This window comes from Pseudophaeobacter sp. C1-32P7 (genome assembly GCF_041008775.1).
GTDB lineage: Bacteria > Pseudomonadota > Alphaproteobacteria > Rhodobacterales > Rhodobacteraceae > Phycobacter > Phycobacter gallaeciensis_A.
Map to the genome: position 1 here is coordinate 82550 of NZ_JAXGFR010000013.1, position 18210 is coordinate 100759.

The 18210-nt window shown below is 63.2% G+C and carries 14 protein-coding genes; 4 read left to right on the forward strand and 10 right to left on the reverse strand.

Translation table 11 applies throughout. From position 1 onward, the window contains the following. Positions 1-9: 9 nt before the first annotated feature. The 3 genes from ubiA (at position 10) to SM763_RS17650 (ending at position 3366) form a co-directional block, all read left to right on the forward strand. Positions 10-972, forward strand: a complete 963-nt coding sequence (ubiA, locus tag SM763_RS17640) for a 4-hydroxybenzoate octaprenyltransferase (protein WP_274839396.1) — start codon at positions 10-12, stop codon at positions 970-972. Positions 973-1033: 61 nt separating this feature from the next. Next, complete coding sequence (locus SM763_RS17645) at positions 1034-3055, forward strand: OmpA family protein (RefSeq protein ID WP_368999332.1); 2022 nt, start codon at positions 1034-1036, stop codon at positions 3053-3055. Further along, positions 3052-3366 carry a hypothetical protein gene (locus tag SM763_RS17650; protein ID WP_065272443.1) on the forward strand — a complete coding sequence of 105 codons (315 nt, stop codon included), beginning with the start codon at positions 3052-3054 and terminating at the stop codon, positions 3364-3366. Before SM763_RS17645 ends, SM763_RS17650 begins: the two co-directional genes overlap by 4 nt. A gap of 109 nt (positions 3367-3475) precedes the next feature. Here SM763_RS17650 and cynS read toward each other — a convergent pair whose 3' ends face one another. The 4 genes from cynS to SM763_RS17670 are packed head-to-tail and all read right to left on the reverse strand — an operon-like array spanning position 3476 to position 7149. Next, on the reverse strand, positions 3476-3946 hold the full coding sequence (gene cynS, locus SM763_RS17655; protein WP_237028372.1) for a cyanase: 471 nt from the start codon (positions 3944-3946) through the stop codon (positions 3476-3478). Positions 3947-3989: 43 nt separating this feature from the next. Then, positions 3990-4910, reverse strand: coding sequence for an ABC transporter ATP-binding protein (locus SM763_RS17660; protein WP_368999333.1), 921 nt, complete (start codon positions 4908-4910; stop codon positions 3990-3992). A 10-nt stretch (positions 4911-4920) separates the two neighbouring features. Then, positions 4921-5757, reverse strand: a complete 837-nt coding sequence (gene ntrB, locus SM763_RS17665) for a nitrate ABC transporter permease (protein ID WP_274827548.1) — start codon at positions 5755-5757, stop codon at positions 4921-4923. A 3-nt stretch (positions 5758-5760) separates the two neighbouring features. Next, positions 5761-7149, reverse strand: a complete 1389-nt coding sequence (locus SM763_RS17670; RefSeq protein WP_274827547.1) for a CmpA/NrtA family ABC transporter substrate-binding protein — start codon at positions 7147-7149, stop codon at positions 5761-5763. A 201-nt stretch (positions 7150-7350) separates the two neighbouring features. Here SM763_RS17670 and SM763_RS17675 point away from each other — a divergent pair, with 201 nt between their 5' ends. Continuing rightward, positions 7351-9213 (forward strand): sigma 54-interacting transcriptional regulator, encoded by a 1863-nt coding sequence (locus SM763_RS17675; protein ID WP_368999334.1) that lies wholly within the window; start codon positions 7351-7353, stop codon positions 9211-9213. A 2-nt stretch (positions 9214-9215) separates the two neighbouring features. On the opposite strand, the gene cobA is transcribed toward SM763_RS17675, so the two are convergent. Genes cobA through SM763_RS17705 form a run of 6 tightly spaced genes read right to left on the reverse strand, consistent with a single transcriptional unit; the run spans position 9216 to position 18207 of the window. After that, positions 9216-10160, reverse strand: a complete 945-nt coding sequence (gene cobA, locus SM763_RS17680; RefSeq protein ID WP_368999335.1) for a uroporphyrinogen-III C-methyltransferase — start codon at positions 10158-10160, stop codon at positions 9216-9218. Between the two features lie 11 nt (positions 10161-10171). Further along, positions 10172-11131 (reverse strand): glycosyl transferase family protein, encoded by a 960-nt coding sequence (locus SM763_RS17685; protein WP_368999336.1) that lies wholly within the window; start codon positions 11129-11131, stop codon positions 10172-10174. Continuing rightward, entirely contained in the window at positions 11128-13752 is a 2625-nt protein-coding gene (locus SM763_RS17690) for a molybdopterin-dependent oxidoreductase (RefSeq protein WP_368999337.1), read from the reverse strand. The genes SM763_RS17685 and SM763_RS17690 overlap by 4 nt, the downstream gene beginning before the upstream one ends. Then, the gene (gene nirD / locus SM763_RS17695) at positions 13749-14081 is read right to left on the reverse strand and encodes a nitrite reductase small subunit NirD (protein WP_065272436.1); all 333 of its coding nucleotides are present in this window, start codon (positions 14079-14081) and stop codon (positions 13749-13751) included. Before nirD ends, SM763_RS17690 begins: the two co-directional genes overlap by 4 nt. Further along, positions 14078-16522 carry a nitrite reductase large subunit NirB gene (gene nirB, locus SM763_RS17700; RefSeq protein ID WP_368999338.1) on the reverse strand — a complete coding sequence of 815 codons (2445 nt, stop codon included), beginning with the start codon at positions 16520-16522 and terminating at the stop codon, positions 14078-14080. The genes nirD and nirB overlap by 4 nt, the downstream gene beginning before the upstream one ends. 5 nt (positions 16523-16527) lie before the next feature. Beyond that, positions 16528-18207 (reverse strand): ABC transporter ATP-binding protein, encoded by a 1680-nt coding sequence (locus tag SM763_RS17705; protein ID WP_274834670.1) that lies wholly within the window; start codon positions 18205-18207, stop codon positions 16528-16530. Between the last annotated feature and the right edge of the window lie 3 nt (positions 18208-18210).

Consider the following 18210-nt stretch of genomic DNA (forward strand, 5'->3'; position numbering starts at 1 on the left):
GTCCTACATATGCAAGGGCAATCGCCAACACCAGATGGTCAGGTCGCAGATGCGGTCAAGGGGAATTGGGTGGACACCCACGCGCCCGCCTGGTCGCGCCCCTATCTGCGGCTGAGCCGCGCAGACCGCCCGATCGGCACATGGCTGTTGCTGATCCCCTGCTGGTGGGGTCTGGCGCTGGCCATCCTCTGGGATGACACCCCGGTCTGGCAGGACGCCTGGATCTTTGTCGCCTGTGGGCTTGGGGCCTGGCTGATGCGCGGCGCGGGCTGCACCTGGAACGACATCACCGACCGCAACTTTGACGGCGCGGTCGAGCGCACCCGGTCGCGCCCGATCCCCTCGGGTCAAGTCTCGGTGCGGGGCGCGGTGACTTGGATGTGCGCGCAGGCGCTTGTGGCCTTTGGCATCCTGATGACCTTCAACTGGGCTGCCATCGGCATGGGCGTGCTGGCGCTGCTGCCGGTTGCCGTCTACCCCTTTGCCAAACGCTTCACCTGGTGGCCGCAGATTTTCCTTGGGCTGGCCTTCAACTGGGGCGCCATGCTGGCCTGGGTGGCGCATACCGGATCGCTGGCCTGGCCGCCGGTCATCCTCTATCTGGCGGGGATTGCCTGGACGCTGTTTTATGACACCATCTATGCGCATCAGGACACCGAGGACGACGCGCTGATCGGCGTCAAATCCACCGCCCGCCTGTTTGGCGACAACAGCCCCAGCTGGCTACGCCGCTTCATCGTGGCAACCGTGGGCCTCATGGCACTTGCCGTGGTGCTGGCCGCACATGTCGATGCCAACCTGCTGACCCTGCTGATTGCGCTTGCCGGTCCCTGGGCCATGGGCTGGCACATGACATGGCAATTGCGCGTATTTGATCCCGAAAACAACCCCCGCCTGTTGAAGCTGTTCCGGCTCAACCGCGATACCGGCTTGATTCCGCTGATCTTCTTTGCCGTGGCCACTTTCGTGTGATTGAACAGGCCGCCGCTGGCCTGTATGACAGAGCACAACCGTATCTGGGAATGCTGTTGCAATGCGCCTGTCTTCGTTTCTGATCCCGACTTTGTCCTTCGCCGCGGCGGCAGGGCTGAGCCTGATCGCAGCGGGGTTTGCCGTCACAGCCGTCGAGCGTGGCAGCGAGCGCGAAGTGCGCCGGTCTCTGGATGTTGCGGGCCTGCACTGGGCCGAGGTCACCGCCGACGGGCTGCGGGTGACCCTGCAGGGCACCGCCCCGGATGAGGCCACCCGATTTGCAGCGATTTCTCTGGCAGGCAGCATTGTCGATGCGGCGCGGGTGATCGACGATATCACGGTGCCGCCCTCGGACGGATTGGCGCCGCCGCGGTTTTCGGCGGAAATCCTGCGCAATGATCGGGGGATTTCAATCAGCGGGCTGATCCCGCTGTCCGCCTCGCGCGAGACGCTGGTCGGTCAGCTGGACCGGATCGCCGAAGACAACAACAAGAAGGTCGCCGACCTTCTGGAAACCGCCGATTACCCGACCCCCGATGGCTGGGACCCGGCGTTGAAATTTGCCGTCGCGGCGCTGGAGCTGCTGCCGCGCTCCAAGATCTCGGTCGAGGCAGGCGCGGTTTCGGTAACCGCAATCGCCGACAGCGCCGAAGAACGCGACAGTTTTGAACGCCAGCTGAGCAGGATGGCACCGCCGCAGATCCGTCTCAGCCTTGATATTGCGGCACCGCGCCCGGTGATCACGCCCTTTACCCTGCGGTTCCTGATTTCCGAAACCGGTGCCCGGTTCGATGCCTGCTCTGCCGAGGACGAGGAAAGCCGCGCCCGCATCCTGTCCGCCGCCCGCGCTGCCGGGCTGGAGGGAGAGGCCGACTGCGTGATTGGCATGGGGGTTCCCTCCCCCACATGGGCCGATGCCGCCGAACTCAGCATTCAGAGCCTTGCGGAACTGGGTCAGGGATCGGTCACCATCGCCAACGCCGATATCACCCTTGTCGCAGCCGAAGGCACGCCGGAGGCCCAGTTCGACACAGTGGTGGGAGAGCTGGAAACCGCGCTGCCGCAGGTTTTTGCCCTGCACGCGGTGCTGCCCATGCCGGAAACCGATGCCGCTGCCGGACCGCCCGAATTCACCGCCACGCTCAGCCCCGAAGGGCAGGTGCAGCTGCGCGGGCGCATCACCGATGCCGCCACCCGCACCATCGCCGACAGCTATGCCAAGGCGCGGTTTGGCTCCGACAGCGTCTATACCGCGGCGCGGGTGGCCGAAGGCCTGCCTGCCGATTGGCCGGTGCGGGTGCTGGCCGGGCTTGAGGCGCTTTCCTATCTGGAACGCGGTGCAGTCAGCGTCACGCCGGAGGACCTGACCCTGCGCGGCATGAGCTACCGCAAGGATGCCTCCTCCGAGATTGCCAAGTTCCTGTCCGCCAAACTGGGCGAGGCCGAAGACTATGAGCTCGACATCTCCTATGAAGAGCCGCCCGCGCCCAAGGATCAGCCGATGGCGCCGGAGCTGTGTCAGGCGGCGCTGACCAGCGTGCAGCTGGAGAACGGCAAGATCACCTTTGAACCCGGCTCGGCCACGGTGGAGGCCGGCAGCAACGTGATCATCGACAAGATCGCCGCGATCCTTGAGAAATGCGGCCCGATACGGCTGGAAATCCAAGGCCACACCGACAGCCAGGGCCGCGAGGAGATGAACCAGAACCTCAGCCAGGCGCGGGCGCAATCGGTGCTCAACGAATTGCGGGCGCGGCGGATCCTGACCTCGACCTATATCGCGCGCGGATTTGGCGAAAGCAGCCCGATCGCCTCGAATGACACCGAGGAAGGCCGCGAAGCCAACCGCCGCATCGATTTCCGCCTGCTGCTGCCGACAACCGGCGAGAGCGAGGAAAGCACCCTCGACAGCGCCGCAGCGCCCGTGGAGGAGACGGCAGCAGAGGCCGAAAACCCTGCGGCCGAAGGCGAAACCGAAGCCGACACGCAAACCGAAACCCAGGCTGACGATACGCAAGGTGACGACGCGCAGGCGGCTGACACCGAGACCGGCGACACAGAACAGGAGACATCGGGCCAATGAACAGGACAGAGTTCATCCTCACCACCGCAATCATCCTGTTTGCCGCCTTCGCGATGGGCTGGTTTGCCAATTGGCTGGTGCACCGTTTCACCCGCGTCCGGCAAAGCGACGTCGCCGATCTGGACCGGATGAGCCAGGAATTGCACGAGGCTGAAGAGACACGCGATCAGGCGATCACCTACCTGCAACAGCGCGAAGCGGAACTGACCAACCAGCTGACCCAGACCGAAGCCGAGCTGAGCGCGGCCATGGAAGGTCTGCGCGATGCCCGCCGCGAGGCCGAAGAGCTGCGCGCGCAGCTGAACCACTGATCTAAAATAGACCACCCCGGCCATCCTGCCCAGGAAGAGGATCGGGCGGAACGGCCGGGGCGACGGGTTCTGCGGCCCATGTTCCAATGCACATGGGCCGCTTGATGGCTTACCAGGAATTATAGCCGAGGTATTTGCCGGACATCTCGATCTTGACCCGGTCGCCCTTTTCATGGGGCACGCGGATCACCTGCATGTCGAAATCGATGGCCGACATGATGCCGGTGCCGAATTTCTCTTCGATCAGCGCCTTGATGGTCGGGCCGTAGACGCCGACGATTTCGTACAATCGATAGATGCAGGGATCGGTGGGGATGGCTTGTTCCCAGACCTTGGTCGGCGGCTCTTCCAGAACCGAGACCGCCTCTTGCGGCAGGGCAAGGGCCGTCACCAGCGCTTCGGCCTTGTCCTTGGGAAAGCCATTCATGCCCATGCAGGCCGAATGGGTCCAGACCGGCGACATGCCGATCTTTTCGGCGATGCCTTCCCAGGTCATCCCGGCCTGTTTCTTGGCCGAGAGGATCATCATGGTCACGTCTTCTTTGCTCATCATCGTGGGCACCTCAAAAGTATCTTTCATCTGTTGTCCTCCTGATTTGTCTTCAGCCGACCGCGCCGACCTGTCAGTCGTTGACCGCCTGCAGATGGCGGGCCGGTTCCGGTTCTGGTGCGGCTTCGGTGGTGGGTTCTGCCGCAGTTTTGTCGATCCGCACGGTTTCAGGCCGCTGATCGGGATCGTCGCTTTTCTGTCCGGCCAGTTCTTTCGACCTCTGGCCAAGAAACTGCACCAGGTGGTTGCGGATGGCGTAGTAGTTGGGATGTTCGACGATCTCGGTACGGCTGCGCGGACGCGGGATGGTGATCTCCACCGACTCCGCCACGCGGGCAAAAGGACCGTTGGTCATGAGCAGGATGCGGTCAGCCAGCAAGATCGCCTCGTCGATGTCATGGGTGATCATGAATACCGTCTGCTCGGTCCCGCCCCAGATCTTCAGGAGTTCGTCCTGAATGGTGCCCCGGGTCAGCGCATCCAACGCGCCAAAGGGTTCATCCAGCAGCAACAGCTTGGGATGGTTGGCAAAGGCCCGCGCGATGGAGACCCGCTGACGCATGCCGCCCGACAGCTGGCTCGGCTTGCGCTGAACCACATCGCCTTCAAGCCCGACCATGGCCAGATATTCCCGGGCGTGTTCTTCGACCTTGGCCTTGGACCAGTCGGGATAGCGCGCCTTCACACCAAAGGTGACGTTCTTCAGGGTCGAAAGCCAGGGCAGCAGCGAATAGTTCTGGAACACCACCCCGCGGTCCAGCGACGGGCCGGAGACCTCGGTGCCATCCATCTTGACCACGCCCGAAGTCGGCTCAGCCAACCCGGCAAGGATGTTCATGATCGTCGACTTGCCGCAGCCAGAGTGGCCAAGGATGCAGACGAACTCTCCCTTTTCGATGCCAAAGGTGGCGTTTTCGAAAACGGTCAGGGTGCCCCCCTGACCGTCGGGGAATTTCTGCGTCAGACGCTCGATACTGAGAAAGGGTTTAGGCATTGGAATGCTCCTATTCGGCGTAGGCGACGGCGCGCTGCAGGACACCAAAGGCGGCATCTAGCATCATGCCAACAACGCCAATCATGAGGATCGAGAAGATGACGGAGGTCAGGTCGAGGTTGTTCCACTCGTTCCAGACGTAGTAGCCAATGCCGGTCCCCCCCACGAGCATCTCTGCCGCAACGATCACCAGCCAGGCGATGCCGATGGAGATCCGCATACCGGTGATGATGGTCGGCGCCGCCGCAGGCAGGATCACCGTAAAGGCGGTGCGCAAAGCGCCCAGTTCGTGGGTGCGGGCCACATTGACCCAGTCCTCGCGCACCCCGGCAACGCCAAAGGCGGTGTTGAGCAGCATCGGCCAGATCGAACAGATGAAGATCACGAAGATCGCCGAGGCCTCGCTGTCCTGAATGATGAAGAGCGCAAGCGGCATCCAGGCCAGCGGCGAAATCGGGCGCAGCACCTGAATGAAGGGGTTGAAGGCCTTATAGGCGACCTGGCTCATCCCGATGAGGAAACCCAGCGGGATCGCGATCAGCGCCGCCATCAGATAGCCGGTCAGCACCCGGTAGATGGAATAGCCGATCTGGATGCCGATGCCCTTGTCGTTGGGGCCTGCATCATAGAACGGGTTCGATAGCTGCTCCCAGGCCTTGGCGATCACCTGGCTTGGCGGGGGCACGCCCGCCTTGGGGGCACCGCCGCCGGTCAGGCGCTCGTATTCCGTCAGCTCGGACGCGGCCTTCTGGGCGGGAATGGCGGCCTCCCAGATCAGGAGGCCCACCACCAGCATCACCACGGAGAGGATCACCGCGCGCTGATTGACTGAAAGGTTATCCAGCATGGATTACCCCTTTCCGATCGCAAAGCTGGACACGTATTCTTCGGGCTTGGCCGGATCGAAGGTCTTGCCCATGATGGTGTGCGATTTGTAGGTAACATCGGGCGCCTCGTAGCCGAGATCGTTCATCACCTTCTTGGCGTCGGCGGCCAGATAGACCTGCTCGGCCACCGTTTTGTAATCGACGTCGCCTTCGATATAGCCCCAGCGTTTCATCTGGGTCAGGATCCAGACCCCCATGGAATGCCAGGGGAAGGGGTCGAAATCGATCCGGTCGGGCACTTTCTTCACCTCGCCCAGACCATCGGCATAGGTGCCGGTCAGCACCTGTTCGATCACCGGAACCGGCTGGTTCAGGTAGTTGGTCGGTGCGATTGCTTCGGAGATTTCCTTGCGGTTTTCCGGGTTTGACGCGTATTGCGTGGCGTCGATGATCGATTTCAGCAGGGCGCCATAGGTGTTCGGCAATTCGGTCGCAAAGGACAACGGCGCGGCAAAGGCGCAGCAGGGGTGACCTTCCCAGATGTCCTTGGTCAGCATGTGGATATAGCCGATGCCTTCCCAGACGGCGCGTTGGTTGAACGGGTCGGGCGACAGGTAACCATCAAGGTTGCCAGCGCGCAGGTTGGCGACCATCTCAGGCGGCGGCACCACGCGGATCTGGATATCCACATCCGGGTCCAGCCCGTGCTCGGCCACGTAATACCGCAGCAGAAAGTTGTGCATCGAATATTCAAACGGCACGCCGAAGGTGAAGCCTTTCCATTGTTTCGGGTCGCGCTTGTCCAGATGTTCGTTCGACAGCACGATAGCCTGGCCGTTGATGTTCTCGACCGCGGGCATGATGTAGGGTTCAGCGATGGATCCGGCGCCCAGCGTCATTGCCAGCGGCATCGGCGTCAGCATGTGGCTGGCATCATACTCCCCCGACAGCGACTTGTCGCGGGCCACGGCCCAGCCAGCCGTCTTGATGACCTGCGCGTTGAGACCATAACGTTCGTAGAACCCCATCGGCTGCGCCATGATGATCGGGGTGGCGCAGGTGATCGGCACAAAGCCGATGTTGAGATCGGATTTTTCCGGCGGACCCAGCTCGTCGAGGATCGCAGCCTTGGCCTGCTCCATCGGAAACACCGAAGCCAGCGCCGCAGCCACCGTGCTGCCGCCCAGCATGCCCATGAAAGAGCGACGACCGATGTCATTGTGCCCAAAGACCGAGCGCACGATGGCGCTTTCGACGGCGCGCTCCATCATGTCGTCAGAGGACATATGCTGCGGCTCGGTGTGGCCCTTGTCATGGCCGTGTCCGGACAGGCATCCATCGCAACCGCAATCGGCGCCGTGTCGCAGATCGGTCTTATCCGAGAACGGATTTCCAAGGCTCTTTGTCGTCATGGGTGTCCCCTTTCAGTCAATGTTTCGTAAACTCTGACAGTCGCCACGGGACAAAAAAAGCAGCCGCCCAACATTTGTGCAGCAAACAAAAACACATTATTTCAGTGTATTATGCTAATTTTCGGACACCCGTATTTACGATATATCGTAAATTACGAAATTTCGTTTAAACCTGACGAGGACGAGGTTTAACCTTTTCCCATGTCACTCGATCTTCTCAACGCCGATTCCCTTTTGCAGTCGATTCCCGAGGCCATGCTTGTCCTCGACACCACGGAAGACCGGGTGGTTGACTGGAACCAATCCGCTGCCCGGCTCCTCGGAAACGGGCACGACGGCAGCGCACCCCTGCCCTTCTCACACTATCTGGGTAAGGACATGCCCCGGTTTGTGGTGTTCCTCGAGGAGGTGGACCATCGCGGCGCAAGCTGGACCCGCGACGTTACTCTGCGGGCCGGGGACGGCAGCGCGCTGAACTGCGAACTCCGGGCGCAGCCGGTGCCGGGACAGGACGGCTGGATCATCCTGGCGCTGACCGATCTGCGCGCTCTTGATCAGCGCGCCGAAACTGCTGCGCTGGCGGAAACCTTTCGTGCCGGCCTTGTGAACTGGAAACGCACCGAAGGTTTCTTTGCCGAGCTGGAACGCCAGAACCAGCTGATCCTCAACGCTGCAGGCGAAGGCATCTACGGTGTCAACGCCGAGGGCAAGACCACATTCGTCAACCGCGCGGCGCGCGAAATGCTGGGCTGGACCTCCGAAGATCTGCTGGGCAAGGACATCCACTCGATGATCCACCATCATCACCTCAACGGCGAACACTACCCGTCGCAGCAATGCCCGATCTACCGCTCCTTCCGCTTCGAACAGGTCCACCGGATCGAGGACGAGGTATTCTGGCGCAAGGATGGCAAGCCGATCCGGGTCGAATATGTTTCGACCCCGATCTACGATCAGAAGGTGCTGGTTGGGGCGGTGGTGATCTTCCGCGACATCACCGAACGCAAGGAAAGCGAACGCAAGCTGCGCGAGGCGATGGAGGAGGTCGCGGCCCTACGTGACCGGCTGGAGCAGGAAAACGCCTATCTGCAGGAGGCGATCACATCAGAGCGCGCCCATCACGACATCATCGGATCCTCGCCCGCCATCCGGCAGATCGTGGCCCGCATCGATCTGGTGGCCAAGACGACGGCGACTGTCCTTATCAGCGGCGAAACCGGCACCGGGAAATCGCTGGTCGCCACCGAGATCCACAAGACCAGCCCTCGCGCCCGGCGGCCGCTGATCCATTTCAAATGCAGCTCCGTCGCCCCCGAGGAGGTCGAGGCTGAATTGTTCGGCCAGATGCGCGGCGCCCCGAACGGCGCCATGCGCGACAAGCCCGGCAAGCTGGAACTGGCCCACGGCGGCACCCTGTTCATCGACGATGTCGGGGAACTGCCGGTCGAAATTCAGGGCAAGCTGCTGCACGCCCTGCAAAGCGGATCCGTCACCCGGCTGGGCGATACCCGGGAAAAGCCGCTCGATATCCGGGTGATCGCGGCGACCTCGCTGGCTGAGGAGACCGTGCGCCGCACCGGGCGCATCCGCGAGGATCTGTTTCTGTTCCTCAACGTCTTTCCCATCAACTGCCTGCCACTGCGCGACCGCCGCGAAGACATTCCGCTGCTGGCCGCACACCTGCTGAAGATCGCCTGCCGCAGGCTGAACCGGCCGGTGCCGGTGATCACCGAACGGGTGATGCAGCAGATGCAGGCCTATGACTGGCCCGGCAACGTACGCGAATTGCACAATGCGATGGAGCGCGCCGCCATCGTCTCGCAGGATCGCAAGCTGGTCATCGAACTCTCCGGCACGACCCAAGACGCCCCGGCACCCGGCACCAGGTTCCATACCGAGGCCAGAATGCAGGAGATGGTCCGGGACAATATCATCGCCGCCCTGCGCGAAGCGGGTGGGCGCGTCTCCGGCCCGACCGGCGCCGCCGCCCTATTGCAGATTAAACCGACGACGCTCTATTCGCGGATCAAGTCCTTTGACATCACGCCGCTGGACTGGGGCTGAAGTCAGACAGCAGTCACGGCCTTTGGACCCTCGGCGGTCTGGCCCGCCGCCGTTTGCGATTGCACTGTGGGCACCCCGCCCTCTGGCCAGGTGACCAGCAGGATCGCGCAGCCGGTGATGTGGCAGGCCGCGATGACATCCGCCAAAGAGCCGACAGTGGCAGCAAAATGCCGCTCCCCGGGTTTGGAGACCTCCACCGCGATATCAACGGGGCTGTCCGCAGGCAGGCCTTTCTGCATCAACTGATCCGCGAGCCGCCGCGCCTGACGCACCGACATGTAAAAGGCCGTCGTCGTGCCCGGTCCCGACAGGCGGGTGCAATCGGGAAAAGGATCGCTGGCACAGCCGGTGCCCGTAGTCAGCACCAGCGCATTGGCAACACCGCGACTGGTCAGGCTGCGCCCCAGCGCCGCCCCAGCGGCTGAGGCTGCAGTGATGCCAGGCACCAGCTCAACCGGGATGCCCGCCTCATCCGCCGCCTCCATCTCTTCGCTGGCGCGGCCAAAGATGCCGGGATCGCCGGATTTCAGCCGCACAACGCGGCGTCCTTTCAGAGCTTCGGTTACGATCACGCGGTTGATCTTCTCCTGCGGCCAGCTGTGCGCCCCGACATGTTTTCCGACAAAAACCATTTCAGTACCGGGCCGGGCAAGCTCCAGCACTTCGGGATCGACCAGCCGGTCGTAGAAAATCACGTCGGCCTGCTGCAGGCGTTTGACGGCGCGCAGGGTCAAAAGGTCCGCCGCCCCCGGCCCTGCCCCGACCAAGGCGATATGACCTTTTGCCTGCCGCTCCTTCGGCGTGGAAGGGGCGCTAAGCTGGGGTGTCATCCGGTCCAGCGTGCGGCCCACCCGCGCCAGGATGAGGGAGGCAGGCTCTGAAGCGAGAGCAAGTGTTTGCGCCGGGCCAAACAGGGGGATGTGAAACAGCCTTTGCAGCAATGTCATGGGATGTCCTTTCAGGCTGTCAGGGGAAGGGCCGTCGGCACAGGGCTGCCGTCGGGAAAATGCAAAGGGCTCTCCGCACAGCCCATCGTGTCCATCGCCAGCCGCGCGGTGCCAAGGATGACTTCACTCTCAAATCGCGGCAGGGCGGCGGGGCTGACTGCGACCTTCAGCGAATTGATATGGCCTGCGCTGTCCGCCAGCCGCCGGGTGTCTTCCAGTCGGGCCGCCTCGGTTTCCTGCCAGGGGGCACCGTCCCGCAAACCGAAGGCCTCGATGGCCTTTGCCGGGTGGCGTTCGAATTCGCCGCCGCCCCCCTTGATCACCGTCAGGGATCGCCAGCCAAGTCGCTGGGCGGCATCGGCCTGCAACAATCGATAGGAGGGGTGAAAGACGCCCTGAACACTGGCAGCCGCGCCAGCGGGGTTCAGCATCCGGCACACCGTGTTGACGCAAGAACGCAGACCAAGCACGGCACGCAGGGACAAGAGGTGCATCAGGGGCGGGCAAAGATTTTCCAGCGGCATATAAACGATATTCCCTGCGTTCAACGCGGCTTCAGCCTCGGAGGGGGTATGGGCAATTGGGATGCCAAGGGTTTCAAGACCGTTTCGCACGGTGGGATCGGATCCGTTCCAGCCATGCAGCATCACCCGCTTGCCGCTTTGTGCCACCATCAGCGCCGAGACAAGGAACCAGGGCAGCCCACGCGTGCGCCCTGCCGCATAGGACGGCCAGTCGAGGTCCACCTGCGGCAGCGCCGGGGCCTGTTCTTGTGCGGCAGCCGCGAAACCGGCGATCTCTTCCGCCGTTTCGCCCTTCATGCGCAAGAGCATCATCAGCGCGCCAATGGCCTCGGGCGCGGCGTTCTTGCCCAGCATCAGGGTCATGGCATCCCGCGCCTCGTCTTGGCTCAAGGAGCGGGAGCGTCCAGGGCCACGGCCCAGGGTGGCGACATGACCGGCCAGGCTCATTCCGCAGCCTCCCGTTGATGGGTGCTGGCCAGAATGGCGGCCAGTTCCGGGCGGCAGGAGCCGCAGTTGGTCCCCGCCTCCAGTGCGACACCGATCGCTTCCACTGTCATCAGGTGCTGGGTTTCGATGGCACTGATGATGGTGTTGATCCCAATCCCGAAGCAGGAGCAGATCACCGGACCGGGGTCAGGCACATCCGCCGGGGGGCGACCGGTCAGAACCTCTGTGCCTGCCGCATCCGGGAGCGTGGCAAGATAGTCCCGCACCACCGCCACTGGTTCCCGGTCCACAAACAGGGCCGCAAGCAGGCGCCCCTTGTCGAACAGGGCGATCCGGGCCGTTCCCCGTGCGGGGTCCAGAATGGTGGCGGCTTCGGCGCCGGGCAGATCGAACAGGCGGCGGGCTTCCTCTTCCCAATCGGACGCAGGCGCGTATCCGGCCATCTCGGCGCGATAGCCGCCACGAGTGGGGGCCAGCGCCCAATAGTCGGCGTTTGGCGCCATGGGCCGGATCGAGACCGCGAAACCATACCAGGCAGCCTCCATCTTCTGGACGGCAACGACGCTGGCCTTGCTTTCGGGCTGGCCCGACACCGGGTCCGTCTCGGCAGCGACCAGATCGTCGATCCTGCCAGAGGGCGCGGTTTCCCCGGTCCAGTGGATCGGCGCAAAGACCTGCCCGGACTGCACCGCATCGCCGATCCGGGCGCGCAGGATGGCGCTTCCATTGGGGCTGCGCACCTCCACAAGATCCGCAGGAACGATACCCATGGTGGCGGCGTCTTCCGGGTGCAACTCAAGGAGGGGTTCGGGCATATGGGCGCCAAGGCGCGGCGAAAGCCCTGTGCGCGTCATCGTGTGCCACTGGTCGCGCAACCGCCCGGTGTTCAGCCGGAACGGATACTTCGGTCCCGTCCGTGCTGCGGGCGGGCGATGGCGCAGCGGCAGAAGCCGGGCCTTTTTGTCGCCATGGTAGAAATTGCCATCGGCAAAGAACCGGCCACCGCTGCGATCTGCGATGACGGGCCAGCGGGTGGGGGCAAGGGTGTCGTAGGCCGCCGCATCCAGTCCAGCGAGGCCGGAGATGTCGAAATCACGCCCGAACTGACCAGCGATCCCGGAGAGGGCAGCATATTCGCGGAAAATCTCGACCGGGGTTTCATAGTCAAAGGCCGCGTGCCAGCCCATGCGTTTGCCCACCTCGCAGAGGATCTGCCAATCGGGGCGGGCCGCACCGGGTGCGGGCAGGGCCGCGCGCTGGCGGCTGATGGTGCGGTCTGAATTGGTGACGGTGCCGTCCTTCTCCCCCCAGGCGCTGGCGGGCAGCAGCACCCGTGCCAGACGCGCGGTGTCACTGTGTTCGGTGATGTCACTGACCACTGTGAAAGGGCAGGCCTTGATCGCCGCGCGCACGGCGGCGGAGTCGGGCATCGACACGGCGGGGTTGGTGTGAATGACCCACAGCGCCTTGATCCGCCCGTTGGCCACGGCACGGAACATGTCCACCGCCTTCAGGCCCGGCGCCTCGGGCATCTGCGGGGCCTGCCAGAAATCGCGCACCGCCTGACGGTGATCGGGGTTTTCCAGATCTAGATGACAGGCCAGCATATTCGCCAGCCCGCCGACCTCGCGCCCGCCCATGGCATTGGGCTGGCCGGTCACCGACAAGGGCCCCATGCCGGGCCTGCCGATGCGCCCGGTGGCCAGATGGCAGTTCAGGATCGCGTTGACCTTGTCGCTTCCGCTGGTCGATTGGTTGACGCCCTGGCTGTAGATGGTGACGGTCTTTTCTGTGCCGATCCACATGTCGCAGAAGGCGCGGACCTCGTCCTCTGTCAGCCCAGTCGGGGACAGGGTCTCAAGCTGGGCTGCTTCGAGCGCAGCTTCGAACCCATTGGTGTGTTGCAGGAAATCGGGATCCACCGCGCCGCGCGCGTCGATCTCCCTCAGAAGGTGGTTGAACAGGGCCACGTCCGCCCCCGGCTGCAAGGCCAGATGCAGATCGGCGCCGTCGCAGCTGGCGGTACGGCGCGGGTCGATGACAACGATCCTGGTGCCGCGTGATTTGCGGGCCGCAAGAAGGCGCTGGTAGAGCACCGGATGGCACCAGGCGAGGTTTGACCCCACCAGCACCACCAGATCGGCCTCGTCCAGATCCTCGTAGGTGCCGGGCACGGTATCACTGCCAAAGGCACGTTTGTGCCCCGCCACGCTGGAGGCCATGCAGAGCCGCGAATTGGTGTCGATATTGGCCGAGCCGATGAAGCCTTTCATCAGCTTGTTGGCGACGTAGTAGTCTTCGGTCAGCAGCTGGCCCGAAACATAGAAGGCGACGCTGTCCGGCCCATGATCGCGGATCGACTGGGAAAACCGATCCGCAACCAGATCGAGCGCCGTGTCCCAATCGCTATTCTGCCCGTCTATCTTTGGAGCAAGCAAACGATGCTCCAGCCCCAGAGTTTCTCCCAGGGCCGAACCTTTTGAACAGAGCCGCCCGAAGTTGGCCGGGTGGTCGGGATCGCCGCGTACGGAAAGCCCGCCGTTCTTGTCCTCAGACAACAGAACCCCGCAGCCCACCCCGCAATAGGGACAGGTGGAGCGGATCCCGCCGGGCGCGCTCATGCGGCGCTCCGCCGGGCAAGGGCACTGGCATCGATCAGAATGCGCGCCCCCTCAAGACGCAAGGGGTAGGTCTCGATCCGCCCGTCATCTGCGCCCTGCGCCTCTCCGGTATTGAGATCAAAGACCCAGTTGTGCAGCGGGCAGGTCACCGATTGCCCGTGCACGATGCCTTCGGACAGCGGGCCGCCCTTGTGCGGGCAGCTGTTGGAGGCGGCAAAGACCTCTGCCTCGGCGGTGCGAAAAACCGCGATACAGCCCATCGGGGTTTTCAATAGCCGCGCCCCGCGCAGGGGCACCTCGTCAATATGTCCGATATCGATCCAGCTCATTCCGCGGCCTCCAGGGTGAGATCGGCAAGGGGGGCATAAGAGGCGGATTTCTCCTCCACTTCCTTGGCCCAAGGGTCCTTGCGGTAGATGGTTTGTGACAATTCAAACGCGTCGATCAGGCGCTGGCGTTCTTCCAGATCGTCCACGACGCGGGCCTTCACCCAATCAAGGCCGACCTTGGCGACCCATTTGTAGGGCCGGTCGAGGTATTTGGCGTTCTCGCGGTAAAGCTGCATGAAGGCGGTGGCGAGGTCGAGCGCCTCTTCCTCGGTTGCCACATCGGCCAGCCGTTCGGTTTCCTTCACATCCATGCCCGCCGCGCCTGCGACGCCGATCTGGAAACCGCTGTCGACGCAGACAACGCCAATGTCCTTGCAGGTGGCCTCGGCGCAGTTGCGCGGACAGCCCGAGACGGCCAACTTCACCTTATGCGGAGACCATGAGCCCCACAGGCGTTTTTCCAGCTTGATGCCAAGGCCGGTGCTGTCCTGCGTGCCGAAGCGGCAATGTTCCTTGCCGACGCAGGTTTTCACCGTGCGCAGCCCCTTGGCATAGGCATGGCCCGAGACCATGCCCGCCTTGTTGAGATCGGCCCAGATATGCGGCAGATCCTCGCCCTTGACGCCAAGGAGGTCGATCCGCTGGCCGCCGGTCACATGCACGGTGGGTACGTTGTATTTTTCGGCGGCATCGGCGATGGCGCGCAGCTCGTCCGGGGTAGTCATCCCCCCCCACATGCGCGGCACTACGGAAAAAGTGCCGTCCTTCTGGATGTTGGCGTGCTTGCGTTCGTTGACGAAACGGCTTTGCGGATCGTCCTGATATTCCACCGGCCAGTCGGCGAGCAGGTAGAAGTTCACCGCGGGGCGGCAGACATGGCAGCCGTTGGGGGTTTTCCAGCCCAGTTCCTGCCAAACGGCGGCCTGTGATTTCAGCTCTTGTGATTTGATCAGGCGGCGCACGTCCTCATGCGTCAGGTCACAACAGCCGCAGATCGGCTGCGCCGTGGGGGCGGCGTAGTCGTCCCCAAGGGTGACGGCCAGCACCTGTTCCACCAGTCCCGTGCAGGTCCCGCAGGAGGCAGACGCCTTGGTGCAGGCCCGCAACGCGCCCAGATCCGTGGCCCCATCGTGGATCGCCGAGACGATATCGCCCTTGCATACGCCGTTGCAGCCGCAGATTTCCGCATCATCCGGCAAGGCTGCAACGGCTGACAAAGGGTCCGCGGAGGCGCCCCCCTGATAGGCCGGGCCAAAGATCAGCGTATCGCGCATCTCGGCGATATCGCTGCCATCCTTGATCTGACTGTAGAACCAGGCGCCATCGGCGGTATCGCCGTACATCACAGCGCCGATCAGGCGGTCACCTTCCAGCACCAGCCGCTTGTAGACGCCGCGCGCGGGATCGCGGAAAACGATATCCTCGCGCCCTTCGCCTGTCGCGAAATCTCCGGCGCTAAACAGATCGCAGCCCGTAACCTTCAGCTTGGTCGAGACCTCCTTGTTCACGAACCGCGCGTCTTGCCCCAGAAGGGTCTGCGCCAGCACCTTGGCCTGATCGTATAGCGGCGCCACAAGACCAAAGAGAGCACCATCGTGTTCAACGCATTCACCAAGGGCAAGGATGTCGGGATCCGAGGTCACCATGTGGTCGTCCACCACGACGCCCCGGTTGCAGGAAAGGCCCGTTGCCTCTGCCAAAGCCATATTGGGGCGAATGCCCACGGCCATCACCAACAGATCGCAGGGCAGTTCGGTGCCATCCTCCAGCCGCAGCGCCTTCACATGGCCGGTGCCGTCATCAATGATCTCCTTGGAGTTCGCCTGACAAAGGACCTTGATCCCCTTTTCAACCAGCGATTTCCGCAAGAGATATCCGGCCGCCTCATCCAGCTGGCGCTCCATCAGGTGACCCATGATATGGACGACGGTGACATCGACGCCGCGCGCGGCCATGCCTGCTGCCGCCTCCAGCCCCAACAGGCCGCCACCGATCACGACCGCCTTTGTGCCGGGCCTATCGCCAAGGGCCATCATCGCCTCGGTGTCTTCCAGATCGCGGTAGGGGATCACGCCCGTCAGATCATGGCCGGGCAGGGGGATCATGAAGGGGTTGGACCCGGTGGCGATGACCAGCTTGTCGTAAGCGACATCGCCCTTTTCACCACGCACGACTTTCTGCGCAGGATCGATGGCGAGGACCTTTTCACCAAACCGGCAGGTGATGCCATTCTCGGCGTACCAGTCTTCGTCATGGGTGACGATCTCGGCGTAGGTCTTTTCGCCGGACAGCACCGGCGACAGCATTAGCCGGTTGTAGTTGCCTCGCGGTTCGGCGTTGAAGAGGGTGATGTCATAGGCCTCTGGGTCCGCGTTCAGAAGATGCTCCAGCATCCGTCCCGAGGCCATGCCTGCCCCGATAACAACAAGATTCTGCTTCATGGTCCTCACTCCGCAGCGACGGCGCTCAGCGCCGGTTTTTTCGGTTTCGCGCCATGCTCGTATTCCTCAAGGAAATCGAGCACCTCTTGCCGGTAGGTGTAGTAATCCGGGTGTTCGAGCAGCGCCTTGCGGGTGCGTGGGCGCGGCAGATCGACCTCGGTGATCTTGCCGATGGTGGCCTGCGGGCCGTTGGTCATCATCACCACGCGGTCAGCCAGAAGGATCGCCTCGTCCACATCGTGGGTGACGCAGATGGCAGTGACCTTGGTGCGGGACCAGACCTCCATCAGCACCTCTTGCAGTTCCCAGCGGGTCAGGCTGTCGAGCATCCCGAAGGGTTCATCCAGCAGCAGCAATTTGGGCGACAGGGCAAAGGCGCGGGCGATGCCCACCCGTTGCTGCATGCCGTTGGACATGTCGCTGGCCGGGCGGTCCATCGCATCGGCCAGGCCGACACGCTCCAGATAGTATTCCACCACGTCCTGGCGTTCGGCACGGCTGGCTTTGGGGTAGACCTTGTCGACCCCGATGGCGCAGTTTTCCCGTGCGGTCAGCCAGGGAAACAGGTTCGGCGACTGGAACACCACGGCGCGTTCGGGATCGGCGCCCTCTACGTGGCGGCGATCCAGCTTGATCGCGCCCTTGGAGATCGGGTTCAGACCCGCCGCCATGGTCAGGACAGTGGATTTGCCGCAGCCCGAGTGGCCGATCAGCGAGATGAACTCGCCCTTGTTGATCTTGAGGTTGAAATCCTCGACCACGGTGAGCGGCCCCTTTGGCGTGGGGTAGATCTTGTGCAGTTGCGAGAAGTCGAGGAAGCGTTCCTCGGTCGCGCTTTCCTGCGCCTTGGCCACCGCAGACGGCAGGCCATGGATCGGGGTCACGTCGGGCAACAGGCGGGTGCCTTCGACCTTGGATTCGATCCCAACCTCCATCAGGTAGGAGGTGACCTGGCTGCGCAGGGTCTTGAACCCTTCGTGGTGGTTCATCTCGACCCGGTCGCGCGGGCGGGGGATGGTGACGCGGAATTCCTCGCCAAGGGTGCCATCGGGATTGAGCGCAATGATGCGGTCGGCCAGAAGGATTGCCTCGTCCACGTCATTGGTGATCAGGACACAAGTCTTCTTGTCCGCCTCCCAGATCGCCTCGATCTCATCGGCGAGGTTGGCGCGGGTCAGCGCATCGAGCGCCGAAAGCGGCTCATCCAGAAGCAACACCTCGGGTGACATCGCCAGCGCACGCGCCACATTGACCCGCTGACGCATCCCGCCGGACAGTTCCGCCGGGCGGCGGCTGGCGGCATGGGACAGGCCAACCATCTGGATGTAGTGCGCGACCTTGGCGTCCTTTTCCGCCTTGGGCATCTTTGGATAGACCGTATCGACGGCAAGGCGCACATTGCCCGCCACGGTTAGCCAGGGCATCAGCGAATAGCTTTGAAAGATCACGCCGCGCTCGGGGCCGGGGCCTTCGATCTTCTGGCCGCGAAAACTGACGGTGCCTTTGGTCGGGCTGTCGAGCCCCGCCATCAGGTTGATCAGGGTGGTCTTGCCGGTGCCGGAAAAGCCGAGGAGCACGAGGAATTCGCCCTCTTCGACCTCAAGGTTGATGTTCTTCAGCACATGAGTTTCGCTGGTGCCGGTGCCAAAGCTTTTTGAGACGTTGTCGAATGTCAGAATAGCCATGGC